We start from the raw sequence: 16,097 nt of genomic DNA, 5'->3' as shown, positions 1-16,097 counted from the left end.
AATTCGCTGTCCTACACGCCGCGGAATCGGCGATATGCTGGTGGATGCGCACCCGCCCCGAAACCACTTCTGCCGCTGCCCCCACGCCTGCCGATATGGATGACGGCCTCGCCGATCTCCTCGCCTTCGATCCGGTGCCGATGGCGCGGCGCAGTGCGCGCGGCTGGACCGTTGCGCGTCAGCGCGCCTTTATCGCGGCGCTCGCGCACTATGGCGTCGTGTCGGATGCCGCGCGCGCCGTCGGGATGAGCGTGCGCAGTGCCTATGCACTGCGGCTCAGGCCCGGCGCCGAAAGCTTCGACGCCGCCTGGATGTGTGCGCAGGAAGAAGCAATGCGTGATCGCAAGGGCGAGGTGCTTGATCGCGCGCTCAACGGCGATCCGGTCTCGCCCCTGATCGGCGGCAAACCCGCTCGGGTCCCGCGTGATTTGTCGCTCGGCAAGCAGCTGCGCGTCTTCACCGCTCTGGGTCGCGAGCAGGTGGGCCGCGACGCGCGCGCGCAAAGGCCGCGCAGGACAGGCAATGGCACCGCGACTGCGCCGCCAATCGTCAGGCGCTCGACCAGGCCGACCGCGAAGCCACTGCGCAGGCCGACGAACAGCGCAAGGCGGCAGAGCAATGGCTGGACGACGCTATGCAAAGACGCCGCGCGTCACGCGGCGCCTGCGTGCGGATTCGGCTGCTATAGATCGCCCGGCATGTTGTGCCGCGGCTCAACTTGCCGGCCCCGATGATCCGACGCAGAAAAATCGACCTGTAGCGTCGATGCAACAAGTTCAGAGAAAATGTCAGCCCAAACGGTTTCCAGTTAGCCTGGGCCATTGGGCTATGCTTTACTTTTGATCAATGGCGCCGAGACGCGACATTGCGATCCCGGGCCGCATGTTTTGTCAGGGGAAAGCCATGTCGAAACTACCTCAACATCTCTGGATCTCTTGCGCCTCCTTCGCTCTCGCCGCGGGTGTCGCCGCGCCGGCCCTGGCGCAGTCGAACGTGCCCGCCGACGATCAGGGCTCCGCGACGTCCGGGGAAGATATCATCGTCACAGGCTCGCGCATCCGCCGCAGCCCGCTCGAACAGGATGCACCGATCGTCTTTGTCGATCAGCAAGACATCGCCAAGACCGGCCTCAACTCGGTCAACGACGTTCTCCAGCGCCTTCCAAGCTCGGGTGGCGGCCTCAATGGCAAGTTCAACAACAGCGGCAATCTCGGCAATCCGCCCGATGGCGGTGGCGTGGGCGCGGGTTCGGCCGAGATCGACCTGCGCTATCTCGGATCGCGGCGCGTTCTCGTGCTCGTCGACGGCATTCGCTATGTGAACGGCGCCTCGGCGAGCGGCGTGCCCGGCTCGACCGACCTCAATTCGATTCCCGAAAGCGCAATCGAGCGCGTCGAGGTGCTGCAGGACGGCGCCTCGTCGATCTACGGTTCCGACGCGATCGCGGGCGTCGTCAACATCATCACGAAGAAGCAGCAGGAAGGCCTGATGGCCGCGGCCCAGATCGGTCTCTATGACCGTGGCGATGGCGCCACCCAGAACTACCAGCTGAGCTGGGGCAATGGCGGTGACGGCCCGCTGAAGATCGTCATCGGCGGCAACTATGTGAAGCAGGAAGGCGTGTCGGCCGGCGCACGGGATATCTCGCGCTTCCCCGCCCCTTATTCGGACACCTGCGCCGACGGCGGCTGCTCGGGTTTCCTGCCCAATGGCCGATATCAGGTATTCGGGCAGGATCTGACGCTCAGTGCGCCGGTCCTCAATCGAGTCTCGACGCCAGGCGATTTTCGCGCCTTCGTCAGCCCTGATGATCGGTTCAATTTCGGGCCATATAACTATCTGCAGATCCCGGTCGAGCGGTACGGCGTGTTCGGGAATCTCCGCTACGAAATTTCGGACGCGGTCAACTTTTCCACCAAGCTGATCTGGAATCAGCGCAAGTCCAAGAATCAAGCGGCTCCCCTGCCATTCGGCATCGGTCAGGCCGCCGGCCTCACCCCGGTACTCGACGCGACCACGGTCCACGCCACCAATCCGTTCAACCCCTTCGGCGTCACGCTCGATGCGTCCAACACCGATCTGATCTACCGGCGGTTCGTCGAAGGCGGGCCGCGTCGGTTCAACCAGACCGTCGACACCTTTTACGGCGTTGCCACGCTCGATGGCGATTTCGCCGTCGGCGAAGGCAACTGGTATTGGGACGTGAACGCCGCCTATGGCAAGAACAAGGCCAAGCAGACGATGTTCGGGAACATAAACTCGAACCTTCTGCGTCAGGCGCTCGGTCCGATCGCGAACTGCACCAATCCCTGCGTCCCCTTCAACCTGTTCGGGGGCGCCGGATCGATCACCCAGGCGATGATGGATTTCGTCACCTTCGAACAACATGACAGCAGCGAGAACGAGCTGTGGGATTTCACGGGCAATATTACCGGCAGTCTCTTCACGCTGCCGGGCGGAGATCTCGGTATTGCCGCGGGCGTCGAATATCGCGACCTCAGCGGCAGGTTCGATCCTGACCCGATCGTCGCGGCAGGATTCAGCTCGGATATTCCGGCGCTGCCGACGCGCGGCAGCTATTCGGTCTGGGAAGGCTATGCCGAACTCAATGCGCCGCTTCTGGCCGACACATCCTTCTTCCAGTTGCTCGAACTGACAGGGGCGGTGCGTTTTTCCGACTATTCGACCTCGGGTTCGACATGGACGTTCAAGGGCGGGGTCAACTGGAAACCGATCGACGATCTGCGCCTGCGCGCTTCCTATGCCGAGGGTTTCCGCGCCCCCTCGATCGGCGAGCTTTTCGGAACGCAGTCGCGCTTCGACCAGCAGCTTGACGATCCCTGTTCGTCGCATCCCGGAAATACCGCCCCGCTCCGCTTCCAGAATGACGCCACCGTGCGCGCGAACTGTGTTGCCGCCGGTGTTCCGGCGAATGGAAGCTATCAACAGGCCAACCCGCAAATCTCGGTCCTGGTCGGTGGCAATGACGATCTCGATCCCGAAACGTCGGAAAGCTGGATCTTTGGGGGAGTTTACAGCCCCTCCTACTTCCCCGGCTTTTCGATCGAGGCCAATTATTACGACATCAAGGTCAGGGGCGCGATCCAGTCGATCGACGCGGAGGTCACGGTCACCAACTGCATGGTGAGCAATGATCCGACGGCCTGTGCGCTCGTGACGCGCGCCGGCGCCGGACAGCTCACTCAGGTCGTTGGCCTGCTCCAGAACATCGCGGGCATCAACACCGACGGGCTCGATGTCAATCTGACCTATCGCACGGGGGAGACGGGTGCCGGGCGGTTCGGCTTCACCTGGAACAACACCTTCCTGTTCAACTATGACGTGATCGTACCCACGGCGGGCGGCACACAGGTCATCAGCCGCGAAGGGACCGAACAGGGCAGTCCGTCACAGGGCTTCCCCGAATGGAAGTCCATCGGGATTATCGATTGGGACAAGGACGACTTCGGCATGACCTTGACCGGCCGTTATGTTTCCGAGCTGGACGAAGCGGGCGGCAACGTCATGAAGGACCGCTTCTACACCGATGTGCAGTTCCGCCTGACGGTCGGCGAGGACAAGGATTTCGGCTTTGCGCTGGGCGTGAACAATATCTTCAACACCACGGCGCCCGGATGCGTGACCTGCGACATCAACAATTTCGACCCGACAACCTATGATCTCAATGGCCGTTATCTGTACGCCAAGGCGACGTTCAAGATGTAAGGCAGGGCGCAGCCAGGCGCTGCGAGTCAAGACCCTGCGTTCGGCTTGAGTCACTCGACCCAAGCCGAACGCGGCGTCACCTCCCCTTTCCTACACCGCCCGTTCCCTGTACGTTCTGCCGCGGACGCGCATCCGGCGTGCGGAACGGAAGCCCGGTCGGGATGCGCGTTTGTGAGAAATCTGTGAAGCTAAGTGAAGCTAAGGCCCGCTGCGCAGCGGTTTTAAGCCGTGCTCCGGTCCGTGCCCCTTGGCCCGGCGGCGGCGCGTCTCTATGTCGCGCGCATCGCATTTGAAGAGGTTTGTCCGATGACCGAGATCACCGTCGCCGCATTGCAGCTCGCGCTGACCGACGACATCGACGCCAATATCGCCGCGGTCTCGGATCTGGTCCGCGACGCCGCGGCGCGCGGCGCAAAGATCATCCTGCCTCCGGAACTCTTCGAGGGCCCCTATTTCTGCCAGGTCGAGGATGAGGCGCTGTTCGCACGCGCGCGGCCGACGTCCGAGCATCCCGCGGTGCTGGCGATGCAGAAGCTCGCCGCCGAGCTTTCGGTCTATATCCCGACCAGCTTCTTCGAGCAGGACGGGCCGCATCATTACAACAGCCTCGCGATGATCGACGATGCCGGCGCGGTCATGGGCGTCTATCGCAAGAGCCACATTCCCGATGGTCCGGGTTATGAGGAGAAATTCTATTTCCGCCCCGGCAATACCGGCTTCAAGGTGTGGAAGACGCGCTACGGCACGATCGGCGTCGGGGTCTGCTGGGACCAGTGGTATCCCGAATGCGCGCGCGCGATGATGCTGATGGGGGCGGAACTGCTCTTCTATCCCACCGCGATCGGGTCGGAGCCCTATGATCCCGAGCTCGACACCAGCCGCATGTGGCAGCGCGCGATGGTCGGGCACAGCGTCTCCAACGTCGTCCCCGTCATCGCCGCCAACCGCATCGGCAACGAGAATGGCCAGGTCTTCTACGGCCACAGCTTCATCGCCGACGAATGGGGGGATTATCAGGCGAACTTCGGCCGCGAGGAAACGGGCGCGATCGTCGCCACGCTCGATCTCGATCGGGTCCGCAAGCATCGCGCGGGCATGGGCTTCTTCCGCGATCGTCGCCCCGATCTCTATGGCCGACTGGCCGAAGATGTGTGACGGGCGCAGATAGGTAAATTCCTATATATGTCGATCTAATGGCCAAAAACCGCGCTTCAACGCGTAAGGATATTCCTATCAAGACGTCTGAGTTCGAGCGCGCGCGCGAACACCGCCTCGAACATCGCGGGCGTCAGGCGCCCCGTATTCGTGTTGTACCGCGAGCAGTGATAGCTATCGATCACCACCTCGCCGCCGGGCATGCGGTGTTCGGCGAGATGCGCGAACCGCGCTTTGGGCAGGCGCCCACCCAGCACCTTCACCGTCGACTGGTGCGCGATCTGTCCCAGTGCAATGAATACGCGCGCCTGAGGCAACGATGCGCGCGTCCGCTCCAGAAAGGGGCGGCACGTCCGGATCTCCTCGGGCGTCGGCTTGTTCTCGGGCGGCAGGCATTTGACCGCATTGACGATGATCGCGCCCCTCAGGCGGACCCCGTCGTCCACCCGCGCCTCGTAACGCCCCTCGAGCAGTCCGAACCTGTCGAATGTCGCAAACAGCAGGTCACCCGCATAGTCGCCCGTGAACGGCCTGCTCGTCCGGTTGGCGCCCTGCCTGCCCGGCGCCAGCCCGACGACCGCAAGCCAGGCGTCGGGATCGCCAAATGCGGGGATCGGCGCATTCCACCAGTCGGGGTGCTCGGCGCGGAGCATCTCGCGCAACGCCACAAGCCGCGGGCACAGCGGGCAGTCATGCGGCGGTTCGCTTTGCGGGATGGGGCTTTCAATGAACATGCCAAGGGGATAGGCGGCTGGTCATGCCGGTTTCAACCTATGCGATCGCGCTCGGTTCCAACAAGCGTCATGGTCGCCATGGCGCGCCACGTCACGTGATCGCGGCCGCACTCGCGGCGATCAAGGCCGAAGGCATCGTGCTGCGCGCCATTTCGCCGACGATCGAAACCGCGCCGATCGGCCCGTCGCGCCGCCGCTACGCCAACGCCGCCGCGATCATCGAATGCGACGACACGCCCCCCGCGCTGCTGGCAAGGCTCAAGCGGATCGAACGCACCTTCGGCCGCCGCCCCGCGCAACGCTGGGCGGCGCGCGCGCTCGACCTCGACATCATCCTGTGGTCGGGCGGTATCTGGGCGTCACCCGCGCTGGGCATTCCCCACCGCCATTTCCGCGACCGCACCTTCGTGCTCCGCCCGCTCGCCGACATCGCCCCCGACTGGCGCGACCCCCTCGCCAACCGCAGCATTCTCCACCATCTTTATCGCCTTGAACGCAGAACCCCGTTGACCGGGCGCCCCCGCCCTCCTAGGGAAAACCGCCTTGGTGAGGGCCGTTAGCTCAGTCGGTAGAGCAACTGACTTTTAATCAGTAGGTCGCTGGTTCGAATCCAGCACGGCTCACCAAAATCAAATTAAAAATCAATATGATAGCGATCAGGGCCCGGCTCTAGCGCCCCCATAGGTAACACCTTAGGTAACAATCTGGGCATATTTCGCTTCGCACTGGACGGTGTCAGCGAGCCTTCGCACGGCTCAGCACGACAGATCGGCAATGAACACGGCCGGCACGCCAAATGGCAAATGTCGGGACATGAACGAACGCAGAGATGGTCGCGATCCGATGCACCCGCCGGATCGGCTGCGCCGCCCCATTGTTAGCGATCCAGGCGCTTGCAGCGCCAATTGAACGGGCTATCGGCGCGGACCGGCTTAATCGATGCTTTTCAATTCGCTGCGGATGACATGTATCAATGATCGCGTCATGCCTCGCGACTACCGGGTCTGGCTTCCCGCTTTGGGACCGGCCCGGTCTCCCCCTTTGACCGGCTCGGCAGAGATGGAGGACCGACGCACACCCCCCCACCGCTGCGGCGATCCTCCATCTCTCTTTGTGGAACAACCCAAGGGATGCGCCAGGGCCATCCACAGCAATGGCGAGCGTCGCCAAAGGCTGCCCCACCGAACGAAAATCAATGGATTCCGGCATTCGGACACTTCAAGCGCGTGGTTGAATATTCCGAAATGGGGATGTTGGCTGCTGATGGCTGCCGAACCGACAGCTCGTCGCAACCCGTTGCAACGATGAGCAGCTACAGCCATGCTGACATGGCAAGCAGCCCACCGGTCTTCGCCGCGATGGTCATCGGCTTGCCATTCAAATCCTGAAGCGCGGTGAACGAAATGATTGACAGGAACAGGCAAAAACTGGCGAGCGCACGTCCGCTGCCCGTATCCGAGGTTTCGGATATCGTCACCGACACGAGCAAGCCCGCCGTGGCGCGCAAGGTCGTCATTACGCGCGCGTCAGCGACGGGGGCGTCCGCCACCGGTTCGGTCAGTGTCGGCACGCTTGCATTGGCGGCCGCAAGTCTTGGGGTCCTGGCCATTGGCGCGATCGCCATTGGCGCCCTGGCTATTGGTCGACTCAGAATCGGAAGCGCGCAAATTCGCAAGCTGCGCATCGACGAACTCGAGATAGGCGAACTGATCCGCACCAACGACCGGAATCGCGGCTGAACCTGCGGGAGCGCAGCGGATGGCCTGTCTTCCTGGCGTTCGCGCGAAGGAGAAAGCCGGACGATAGACTGCTCGCAACCGCTGTTGCCTTACGCGTTCATCGCCACTGCATCATGCTCCGGAAACAGCGGCAACGGCGATCGACCCGGCCGTCGCTCGGCCACCTTGCCTGCGGGCACGACCACCGCCCAGTCGATGGGGAAATCATGGCGCACGCTTTCGCTTGCCCCGGCAGGGCGGATCGTGGTGATGCCGGCACCATCGCGCGCAACCGCAAAGCTGTGACTCTCACCGTCCCAGCGCACCGCAAGCAGCGCGCCGTCGCTGAGCGCGATCGAGAAACGCGCCAGGCCCTCGTTATCGGGGGTGAGCATGATCTCCTGCTCGATATCGCCCGAGATCCTCAGCCGATCGAAATCGGGTTCGATCAGTATCGTCATTGATTTCCTTCCTTTCCGTCAGCGTCTCCGCCGGAGCGCGCGTTTCCAGTCTTCCTCGCTCGGCATCGGCAGGTCAGTGTCGTTGTCGAGGTCAGTGAGTTCGAGGCGCGGCGGGATTTTGGGTCGTCCGAGCGCGCGGCATTTGCCGCAGCGCATATGGAAGGGCACCAGTCTCAGCGCATCGTTCCAGCCCTTCTTTTCGAAGCGCCACCACAGCGCATGGCCGTCGAAGATCGCGCTATGCCCGCAGCGACACGTGAAGCGCAGCGTCTTGTGCCTTGCTGCCGCGTCGAACAGGTCCTTCATCGGATTGGGCGACGCGATCGTCATGACTTTCCCACCGGATCCTCGGGCAGGCGACGGGAGCGCGCGCCCGCGGTTGCAAAGGGATCGGGCTCGTCATCGGGGATGAGCCGCACCATTTCCAGATTAGAGAGGCCATGGACGAGATGGTCTGTCAGCTGGTCACGTACGACGTCCTTCGAGCGGTTCTTTGGCGCCCAGAGATCACGGAACAAGAAGCGCGGGGCGACCGCCAGCCTGATCGCCAGATGGAGGCGCAGGTCGTCGAGCGAAAAGGGTTGGCGATTCGGCATGCAGCATTATCGGAACAAAGAACGAACATTGGCAACAGCGCTCTGCTAAGGCTTTGAAGAAGCTAAGGCGCGTGACGTCTCGGTTGCACCGATGCCGCACCCCATTTCGTTCTACATTTGTTCCATGATAAGCTTATCCAACGAGTCGCTGTGAGTGGAACCCGATCATGTCCAGGCTTCATGCGGTGATGGCGGGCGTCGAGGAGATCGCGTGCCACTTCGATGCCGAACCGAGCGATGCGCTCAGCCCTCCCTATGAGGTGATCGAGGGCTGCCCCCATCTTGTCGTGATCGAGAACCAGGGCCGGCGGGTGCTGAAGCGGCTGAGCTGGGGCTTTCCAAGGCTCACGCGCGAGATGCGGCTCGGCGGCGATCCGCCGGGGCGCGTCGGCCTTGTCGCTGATCTCACCAATCCGATGTGGGAGCAGATCGTGGTCGACCCACGCTATCGCTGCCTCATTCCGCTCACCCATTTCGGCAATCCTGACGGGCCTCCGGGTGCGATGACGCGCACATGGTTCTCGGTGAGGGACCAGCCCATTGCGTGCTGGGCGGGCTTTTGCCGCAACACTCCAGAATTGGGGCCGGTCTATGCCGGCATGACGATGGACGCCAATGCCGCGGTCATGCCGACCAATGATCGCATGCCCGTGCTTCTCGAGCCCCATGAATATACGCTCTGGCTCCACGGCTCGATCAGCGACGTGATCGAGTTCCAGTTCCGCGCGCCGTTCGCCGCCGAACGCATGGAAGTGCTGAAAACCGAGGATCTATGGCGCAGCGGCAAGTTGCCCACGATCGCCCAGCCACAGCTCGATCTCCTGTAGCGCGTGGCCCATGTGCCGGTGTCGGCCATTCGTGATATAGGCTTGGCCATGTGCAACCAATATGCCTTGCGTCCAAGCCGCGACGAGGTTGCGGCACATTTCCGGGTGAAATCCTTCGGCGCCTCGAACGCGCCGCAGGAAATCTATCCCGGCTATCCCGGCATGGTCGTCCACGAGGTCGACGGCGAGCGCGTCATGCAGTCGATGACCTGGGGGTTTCCGCTGCGTCTCAAGGGCATGAAGCCCGAGTCCAAGCCCAAACCGGTCAACAATATTGCTGACCTCAGAAAACCGATGTGGATCGGACTTGCACGCAAACCGCAGTGGCGCTGCCTCATCCCCCTCAGTCATTTCGCCGAGGCCGAGGGGCCAAAAGGCGCGAAGACCAAGACATGGTTTTCGGTGACCGATCAGCCAGTCGCTGCCTGGGCGGGGCTATGGCGTGTGAGCGACGAATGGGGCCCGGTCTATTCGGGCGTCATGACCGATTGCAACGAGGCGATCCGCCCGGTCCATGACCGCATGCCCGTGCTGCTGATGCCTGAGGACTATGACCGCTGGCTGGGTGGCAGTTTCGAGGATGCGCTTGCATTTCAGGAGCGCTGCTTCCCAGACGATCTGATCGTGATGGAGCGCACCAACGAGCCTTGGAACAAGGCAGGAAAGCTGGTCGGCGAACAGCTCATGCTGCAATAGCGGGCGCGTTCCCGACCGGGTTCGATCACGCGGATTGCAAGATCTGGACAGAGGAAAGCGCCTCGCACCCATATGCGTTGCCAGGGCTGTGCGTGTATCTCGCGGTGCCCTGTACCTAGCTGGTCAGGGTCATTGCCCCCACCCCGCTCGCCAGCACGAATCGGTCATCGGGATCGCTTGACTGCGCGAATGAGGCATTGGCTTCGGCAATGCATTCATTGATTGTGCCCGAGGCGATGAATTTCTTCAGGAACATCAGCAGCGCGTTCGCCCAGTCGAGCGAGTTTGTCAGCAGATCCTTGCCCGAGTCCGTGGCGATGAGCGCGGTATCCCGGTCGACCTTGCCGATACAGCCATTGGATGCACAGGCAGCAACGATGAACGCCTTGGCGTTCATCGTCTTTACGAGCGCCTTCAGCTGCGTGATGGCGATGTCGCGCGAAGCGTCGTCGGAATCGGGCCGCGGACGAAGATTGCGCGCTTTCCTCGAGTTTTTCGCCCTTTCGCTATGCCCCCAATAGACGACGATTGCCCCGGTTTCGTGAAGCGCATTGCCGAGGTCGGTCCAGGCCGTGTCCGAATTGCTCAGCCTGACGAGGTTGACCTGGGCCTGTTCGAAATCGCTTGTCAGGCCCCATTGGGTCGGATCGGTCGACCCGTGCAGGTTCTGCAGGAAGGTGTCGAATGTGAAAGACCGGGAAATGTCCGAAAAATAGAGCAGGAAATAGATGTTCCTGGTGGCCTGGCGCGGTCCGTCCTTGACCGCCTTCCACTGCGCTTTCCGCGTCCGCGGCTCCTTGTTGGGGCTGGGCTTCTTCTTTGGCGCCTGCGCGATGCGTGGCGGGGCCCCGCGATAGGGCGACGTCGAACTCTGGCTTGAGCCATATCCGCCTGTCGGCTGCTGCAACATGCCATAGCCGGCCGGATCGTTCATCGGCTTGTCCCGGCGGCGCGCGCGTCATTCGCGCTCTGTGCTTCGCAAAGACGCATCACAAAGCCCCTATCAGTTTGCCGACTCTCACCGGGTCGCCGGTTTCGAGGCTTTTCCACGCCGGAAGCATGCTCTCTTCCACCCATTTCCAGCGATCGGCAAAGACACCGATATCCCCCCCCGGGACATGATCGATGAACTTGATATTGTGCCCGGGGATTGGCGAGGGCACGTCGGCGGAAATTTCCTTCCACAGCGCCTTTACCTCGCTGCGGTCATAGATGGTTCCCTGCAGGAAAACTTCCTGCTCATATTTGAGCAGCGCCGCATTGCCGGCCCAGATCTTGTCCTGGTCCTTCGCGTTCACGCCCGCGTCGATCAGCGTCCATGCGGCCAGCACCCGGTCGGTGATCTCGCCTGCGGCCTTTGCGTCCTTCAGCGCCTGGTATCCGGCGTCGCGATAGGCAAGGTGCTGCCAGAAGACGTCAGCCCAGAGCAGGCGGTTTCCCCCGCTCAGCGCCCAGAAGAGGAGCTGGCCCATTTTGGGCGTCGCCGTGCGCCCGAGGATCAGCCCGCCGATCCAGAGTGCGGCAGGGGTAAATGTCTGCGCGCCTGCCCCCCAGCCCAAAGTCCATGCCGCGTGCATGCCCTCTCCCACCCCCTTCGAGGCGAATGCCGCCATGCCGGCCCATTTGAAGGCCGCCGGATTGGAGAGGTACATCCTTGCATAGGCGGTCGTGACCTGGCGGTTATAGGCCTGGGCGTCGGACACATTGATCTGGTTGGGCACCTGCGTCTTGTAGGTGATGAACTCGCTCAGGGCCTGTTTGAGCCAATCATTCTTCGACTTCCTTGCGGGCTGGCCGGCCAGGACGACCCTTGCTCCGCCATAGAGCGCAGGCGGGTTCCTGCTCTGGCCATAACCGCCCGAACCGCCGGTCGAGCCGCCATAATTGCCGCCGCCTTGCTGCTGGGCACCATAGTCGGAGCCGTCGCTCATTGCCCCTATACCAGCGGATAGGTCGGCAGGGTGTCGTTGGGGTTGCGCAGATAGACGAGCTGGGTCGGCGTCACGACCTCCCAGGGCGCACCCACGAATATCGCGCCGGCCGCATGCTTCATGTTACTGGCGCTCGGGTCGGGAAATTGCCGGTCGATCGTGATCTGCCATTTGGTGGGATCAGCCGGCGCCACCTGCTCGACCTTCACGATCCGGTAGACTTCGTAGTTCACCAGGATCTCGCGGTCGCGGTCGTTCTCGACGGCCGACAAGTCCACCGCATTGTTGAGCGCGTCCCAATAATAGCTGCTGTCATGCAGCATCAGCACATCGCTGCCCTGTGTCGCATCGATGAGCCCCGGGCGCTCATCATAATTGCCCTGGCGCGCCTCCTTGAGCTCCTGGATCATCGCGACATATTCATTTTCGCCCGGAAGCGGCGGCTGCCCCGTCGCGCCCCAGATCTGCCCAGTTGCGAGGAACCAGGCGAAGATCTTCTCCATGCCGGGCCTGACCGGGACCTGGACCCGTGTCGCACCTGCGGTGAGGAACTTGTCGAACAGCGGGTCGCCCGAATTCTCGTCGATCAGATCGGGCCATTTGCACTTCCTGGCCCACATGCTGTGATAGAAGAGGTAGGTGACATATTCCCACTCGAACACCTGCTCGAAAAACTGGATGATGGGCGCATCCTTCTCCAGCTTCGCAAAATCGATCTCGGGAAAGCCGCAGGGAGCGACATGCTCCATCATCGAGCCCAGTCCGTTGAAGTAATTGCACATGAGCGCGGCAACGATATGCCGCTTGAGCTCGTTTCGCTCGATTTCCCTGTTGAGAAAGGGGTTGCGCCCCCTGATTTCGAACAGACCGCTCCGCGCTTCTTTGACCATGTTATAGGTCTCGAGCTTGCGTGCATATTCGCCCATGATCGTGTTGAAAATCTGGAACTGCCATTTCTGGAATGCCTCGGTGGTGAGCTCCGCCGTGATGGTCAGCGTGCCACTCAAAGACAGGGCAAGCGAGGAAAAGCCGGCGACGGCGGCAGTCACGACGCCCTGCTCGCCCTTCATGGTTTTCGAACCCGTCGCCGACCAATTCTTGTTCGACTGGCCCCCGCCACCCGAATATTCGTTCATCGTGTTGGTGAAGATGCAGGTATCGGCGACGTGTACCGATACCGCCACCTCGTCCCTGGGATCGGTCGACTTGGGGTGGCCCGTAGAGCAGCGCACGTCATAGCTGATGCTCTTGGCGCGGTAGCCCGCCGGGATCTCGGGCGACTTGTACTCGTGCGAGGAAAAACCGACGGCCTCGCCCTTTTCGGGTTCGCCCAGATTATGGCTGAAACCCCATTGCACAGCCGCCTTTTCATCGGGCGGCTGCAGTTCCTCGGTGGTGGCGATGCCGTTTTCGGCCAGCAACTGGCCGTAATTGCCCCTTTGCACGATGTCCGGCGTGATATTCGGCTTTTGCGGCTCCTTGCGCTCATCGTCCGCAGCCATTTTTTTCGTGTAGAGCGCCCTGAAAATCGCCGCAGGCTCGGGGACGATCATGTCGAACATCATGTGGCGCCCATAGTTCATGACCTGGGCGTGGGTGATCTTGTTCACCCAGTAATATAGGCCCGCGCGGTGGACCGCGCCGGCATCGTCATTCTTGATGCTGTGCTTGTTGTGCTCCTCGATCTCCCGGATCGTCTTGCTGATCTGGAGGCGGCGCGTCTTTTCCTGGAGCTTGGTGACCGCCCGGTCGACGACATCCTTGGCGTGCGATCGCGCGAGGTTGCGCGATTCAGACTTCGCCCAGTTCGCGGTCACATTGGCGTGCGGCGTGACCGTGATCGACTCTCCATATTTTAGCGTGGCGGTGACGCCCGCATCGAGGTTGATCTTCTGGTCGACCGTGCTCTTGACCTCGCTTTGCAGGTTGAATTTCTCGGTGACACCGTGATCGCGCTCGGACGAACTGACGGTTTCGGCGTCGAGCTCGAGCGTTTCCTCGGTCCTTGTGAGCATCCGGTGCCTGCGGACCTTCATTTCCCCTGCAAGGATATTCTCGATATCGGCGATCTCGCCCGCATCGTATCTCGCGAGTTCCTCGCGGATGAGGAACAGGTCGCCGATATAGGGCCGGATGCAGATGCAGTGATGGACGGGCCTCTTGCAGCTTTCATCGCATTTGCATTCACAGACGAGACGGCCCTCCTTTTCCCTTGCGGGCTCGGGCAATTGCATGGTGTTGCGCTCGCTGCACTTCTTGTGACAGCGGTCGAATATGGCACCGACGGGCAGGATGATGGCCTGGCTGAGCAGCTGCTCGATCAGCGCGATCGTGACATCGCCGGCAAGCTCGTAGCGCCCGCCGCTTTCCTTCAGCGCGCGCCGGATCAGGTGGAAGATCCTGATAACCAGCTGGAAGTCGACACAATAATTCTTGCTCAGGAGGTTGGCCTCGATCGCGAGCAGGAAATTGTCGGCGTAGCGCCGCCATTGGGTCTCGATGTCGGGCAGGTCGCTGGCATTCAGCGTCGCCGCCACCTGAGCAAGGTCCTGCGGCAGGATCGGGCGCGACTTGAAATTCAGCCAGTCATATAGCGTACGCACGACAGGCGAGAGTGCATCAACGCCGGTTACGAGCTCGGCGCGGTGCTGCTTGCGAAAGCGCTCCATGAGCGCGCCATGCGTTTCCCGGTCCGGTGCCCCGTTCAGCGAGACGGCGAGCTCGGACAGCTTTTCGTCGGGATAGAGGGTGAGGCCCGCTTGTCTGACCGCCTCGTCCGGAAGCCACTCTACTGGCCGCAAGTTCTGAAAACGCGTGAGTTCGATCATCGCGACCTCCAACCATCAACACCCATATCTCACAGCGTCGCGGATGGCCCGCGCTGCCCGGATCGTCCGCTTCGCCCGATGTCCCGCCGGCGCCTAGGTCGGCTGATTCAACATGGTTTCGAGCGCGTCATATTCGTCGCCATCGATATTCGAGTAGAGCGATTCCCAGGTCGCGCCGGCGACAAGTTCGTAGAGCTCGGCCTGGTCATGGGATTTTGCGGCGGCAAGGACCTTGTTGATCGCGATCTCGTCGTCATCGTCGACAGCTGGAATAATATCCCCGCCGCCGAGACAGGCATTGATCGCCCGCAGCTTGATCGCTCGTGGCATGTGCTCGAGCCAGCCCTGAGCATGCGCCTCGCTGATCAGGTGGCGCGCATTGTCATCCTCGTCCGAGCCCGTGAGACTGGGAAGGCTGAGCGTGGCAGTGAGTATGTCAGGCAGGTTGATGATCGCGGTCTTCAGGTCGGCAAGCGTGCCCGCAAGCGGCGCGATCACCGCTGCGATGGCTGCCAATATGGTGGCCGGGGGAGCTGCGGGCGTGAAGTTGTCGAGTGCGGCCTTGCGGGCAAGCATGAAGCGCCCGACAGTCGTCTTGGCCTCATTGGACCCTGCATATTTTACGGCACCCTCGGCGGCCGCGAATTCCAGCGTCAGTTCCTTGAGCGCATCATGGCATGCCTGGCGCTGCCTCGCATCGGTGATGGCTGGGTCCGCCAGGTCGAGGATGACATTGTAGAGGTCGTCGTAGCGCAGCATTTCGAGCGAAGCACAGATGCGCCTCGTATAGTTGACCTGGTGCATCAGCCGGATGAGGTCGTCTTTCCGGTATGGCGCGGCATTGTCATATGCGGTTATGACGTCCTTCAGGATCAGCGAGGCATTCACCATGGCGTCGCGGTGGCGCAAGGTCGCGCTCGCAATCCCTTTCAGCAAGTCCGCCCGTTTGTCGTTGAGGATGACGTCGAACTCGGCCGCCTGATACTCGACCGGCCATTGCAGGATCTTTGCGAAGACGTCGCCGAGATTCGGGCTCGCATTATAGTCGAGGATGAACAGGCAGCGCCGGATCAGCTGGTAGACGACATAGTCGCGCTGATCGAGCACCTGCGAGATCTGGCGGGCGACGTCATCGAGCATGGCCTCTTCGAGCTCGTCGTCGATACCCGACCATCCCCCCATCGCAAAGACCATGCGGATCAGTTCATAGCTGTTCTCGGACGTCTTCATCGCATCGCGAATGGCGATCTCGTCGTCATCGTCGGTCGCACCCGAGGCGAGCGAGTAAACGTATCGGCACTTGGCCTTCTTGATATTGTGGCGCAGGCTCAGGCTCGGCGGATCATAGTCGACATTTTCGGATGCGAAGAAGCCGCGCAGCGTGGTGTTGCCGCTCGCCTTTACGTGATGCCGGGCGAATTCCAT

General features: G+C 62.0%; 16 protein-coding genes and 1 tRNA gene. 8 read left to right on the top strand and 9 right to left on the bottom strand.

The window, feature by feature from the left end; translation table 11 throughout:
* The first annotated feature begins 44 nt into the window (after positions 1-44).
* The 3 genes from MKI88_RS08380 to aguB all read left to right on the top strand — a co-directional run bounded on the left by MKI88_RS08380 (position 45) and on the right by aguB (position 4,881).
* Positions 45-734, top strand: coding sequence for a hypothetical protein (locus MKI88_RS08380; protein WP_241630735.1), 690 nt, complete (start codon positions 45-47; stop codon positions 732-734).
* Between the two features lie 169 nt (positions 735-903).
* Positions 904-3,726, top strand: a complete 2,823-nt coding sequence (locus MKI88_RS08375; protein ID WP_241630733.1) for a TonB-dependent receptor domain-containing protein — start codon at positions 904-906, stop codon at positions 3,724-3,726.
* A 306-nt stretch (positions 3,727-4,032) separates the two neighbouring features.
* On the top strand, positions 4,033-4,881 hold the full coding sequence (aguB, locus tag MKI88_RS08370) for an N-carbamoylputrescine amidase (protein WP_241630731.1): 849 nt from the start codon (positions 4,033-4,035) through the stop codon (positions 4,879-4,881).
* Positions 4,882-4,937: 56 nt separating this feature from the next.
* Here the strand turns inward: aguB and MKI88_RS08365 are convergent, their stop codons facing one another.
* On the bottom strand, positions 4,938-5,615 hold the full coding sequence (locus MKI88_RS08365; RefSeq protein WP_241630729.1) for a uracil-DNA glycosylase: 678 nt from the start codon (positions 5,613-5,615) through the stop codon (positions 4,938-4,940).
* A 23-nt stretch (positions 5,616-5,638) separates the two neighbouring features.
* On the opposite strand from MKI88_RS08365, the gene folK reads away from it, so the two are divergent.
* Positions 5,639-6,175 (top strand): 2-amino-4-hydroxy-6-hydroxymethyldihydropteridine diphosphokinase, encoded by a 537-nt coding sequence (gene folK, locus MKI88_RS08360; protein WP_241630727.1) that lies wholly within the window; start codon positions 5,639-5,641, stop codon positions 6,173-6,175.
* Positions 6,166-6,241 (top strand) — tRNA-Lys (locus MKI88_RS08355). Before folK ends, MKI88_RS08355 begins: the two co-directional genes overlap by 10 nt.
* Before the next feature lie 686 nt (positions 6,242-6,927).
* On the opposite strand, the gene MKI88_RS08350 is transcribed toward MKI88_RS08355, so the two are convergent.
* On the bottom strand, positions 6,928-7,122 hold the full coding sequence (locus MKI88_RS08350) for a hypothetical protein (RefSeq protein WP_241630725.1): 195 nt from the start codon (positions 7,120-7,122) through the stop codon (positions 6,928-6,930).
* On the opposite strand from MKI88_RS08350, the gene MKI88_RS08345 reads away from it, so the two are divergent.
* Complete coding sequence (locus MKI88_RS08345) at positions 7,112-7,354, top strand: hypothetical protein (RefSeq protein ID WP_241630723.1); 243 nt, start codon at positions 7,112-7,114, stop codon at positions 7,352-7,354. The genes MKI88_RS08350 and MKI88_RS08345 overlap by 11 nt on opposite strands.
* Before the next feature lie 89 nt (positions 7,355-7,443).
* On the opposite strand, the gene MKI88_RS08340 is transcribed toward MKI88_RS08345, so the two are convergent.
* Genes MKI88_RS08340 through MKI88_RS08330 form a run of 3 tightly spaced genes read right to left on the bottom strand, consistent with a single transcriptional unit; the run spans position 7,444 to position 8,390 of the window.
* Positions 7,444-7,794 carry a hypothetical protein gene (locus tag MKI88_RS08340; protein ID WP_241630721.1) on the bottom strand — a complete coding sequence of 117 codons (351 nt, stop codon included), beginning with the start codon at positions 7,792-7,794 and terminating at the stop codon, positions 7,444-7,446.
* An 18-nt stretch (positions 7,795-7,812) separates the two neighbouring features.
* Entirely contained in the window at positions 7,813-8,124 is a 312-nt protein-coding gene (locus MKI88_RS08335) for a hypothetical protein (protein ID WP_241630719.1), read from the bottom strand.
* Positions 8,121-8,390 (bottom strand): hypothetical protein, encoded by a 270-nt coding sequence (locus MKI88_RS08330; protein WP_241630717.1) that lies wholly within the window; start codon positions 8,388-8,390, stop codon positions 8,121-8,123. The genes MKI88_RS08335 and MKI88_RS08330 overlap by 4 nt, the downstream gene beginning before the upstream one ends.
* Positions 8,391-8,557: 167 nt before the next feature.
* Here MKI88_RS08330 and MKI88_RS08325 point away from each other — a divergent pair, with 167 nt between their 5' ends.
* Both MKI88_RS08325 and MKI88_RS08320 read left to right on the top strand, forming a co-directional pair.
* Complete coding sequence (locus MKI88_RS08325) at positions 8,558-9,217, top strand: SOS response-associated peptidase family protein (RefSeq protein ID WP_241630715.1); 660 nt, start codon at positions 8,558-8,560, stop codon at positions 9,215-9,217.
* A gap of 48 nt (positions 9,218-9,265) precedes the next feature.
* A complete protein-coding gene (locus tag MKI88_RS08320; RefSeq protein ID WP_241630713.1) occupies positions 9,266-9,913 on the top strand; it encodes an SOS response-associated peptidase in 648 nt (215 codons plus the stop codon).
* A 115-nt stretch (positions 9,914-10,028) separates the two neighbouring features.
* Here the strand turns inward: MKI88_RS08320 and MKI88_RS08315 are convergent, their stop codons facing one another.
* The 4 genes from MKI88_RS08315 to MKI88_RS08300 form a co-directional block, all read right to left on the bottom strand.
* Complete coding sequence (locus MKI88_RS08315; RefSeq protein ID WP_241630711.1) at positions 10,029-10,847, bottom strand: hypothetical protein; 819 nt, start codon at positions 10,845-10,847, stop codon at positions 10,029-10,031.
* 55 nt (positions 10,848-10,902) lie between these two features.
* Entirely contained in the window at positions 10,903-11,844 is a 942-nt protein-coding gene (locus tag MKI88_RS08310; RefSeq protein ID WP_241630709.1) for a DUF2515 family protein, read from the bottom strand.
* Between the two features lie 5 nt (positions 11,845-11,849).
* Entirely contained in the window at positions 11,850-14,672 is a 2,823-nt protein-coding gene (locus MKI88_RS08305) for a hypothetical protein (RefSeq protein WP_241630707.1), read from the bottom strand.
* 93 nt (positions 14,673-14,765) lie between these two features.
* Positions 14,766-16,097, bottom strand: a complete 1,332-nt coding sequence (locus MKI88_RS08300) for a hypothetical protein (protein ID WP_241630705.1) — start codon at positions 16,095-16,097, stop codon at positions 14,766-14,768.

It is taken from the genome of Sphingomonas sp. LaA6.9 (assembly GCF_022601895.1).
Taxonomy (GTDB): domain Bacteria; phylum Pseudomonadota; class Alphaproteobacteria; order Sphingomonadales; family Sphingomonadaceae; genus Sphingobium_A.
Note: the sequence above shows the minus strand (reverse complement) of the source record. Positions and strands in the feature narration are given on the sequence as shown.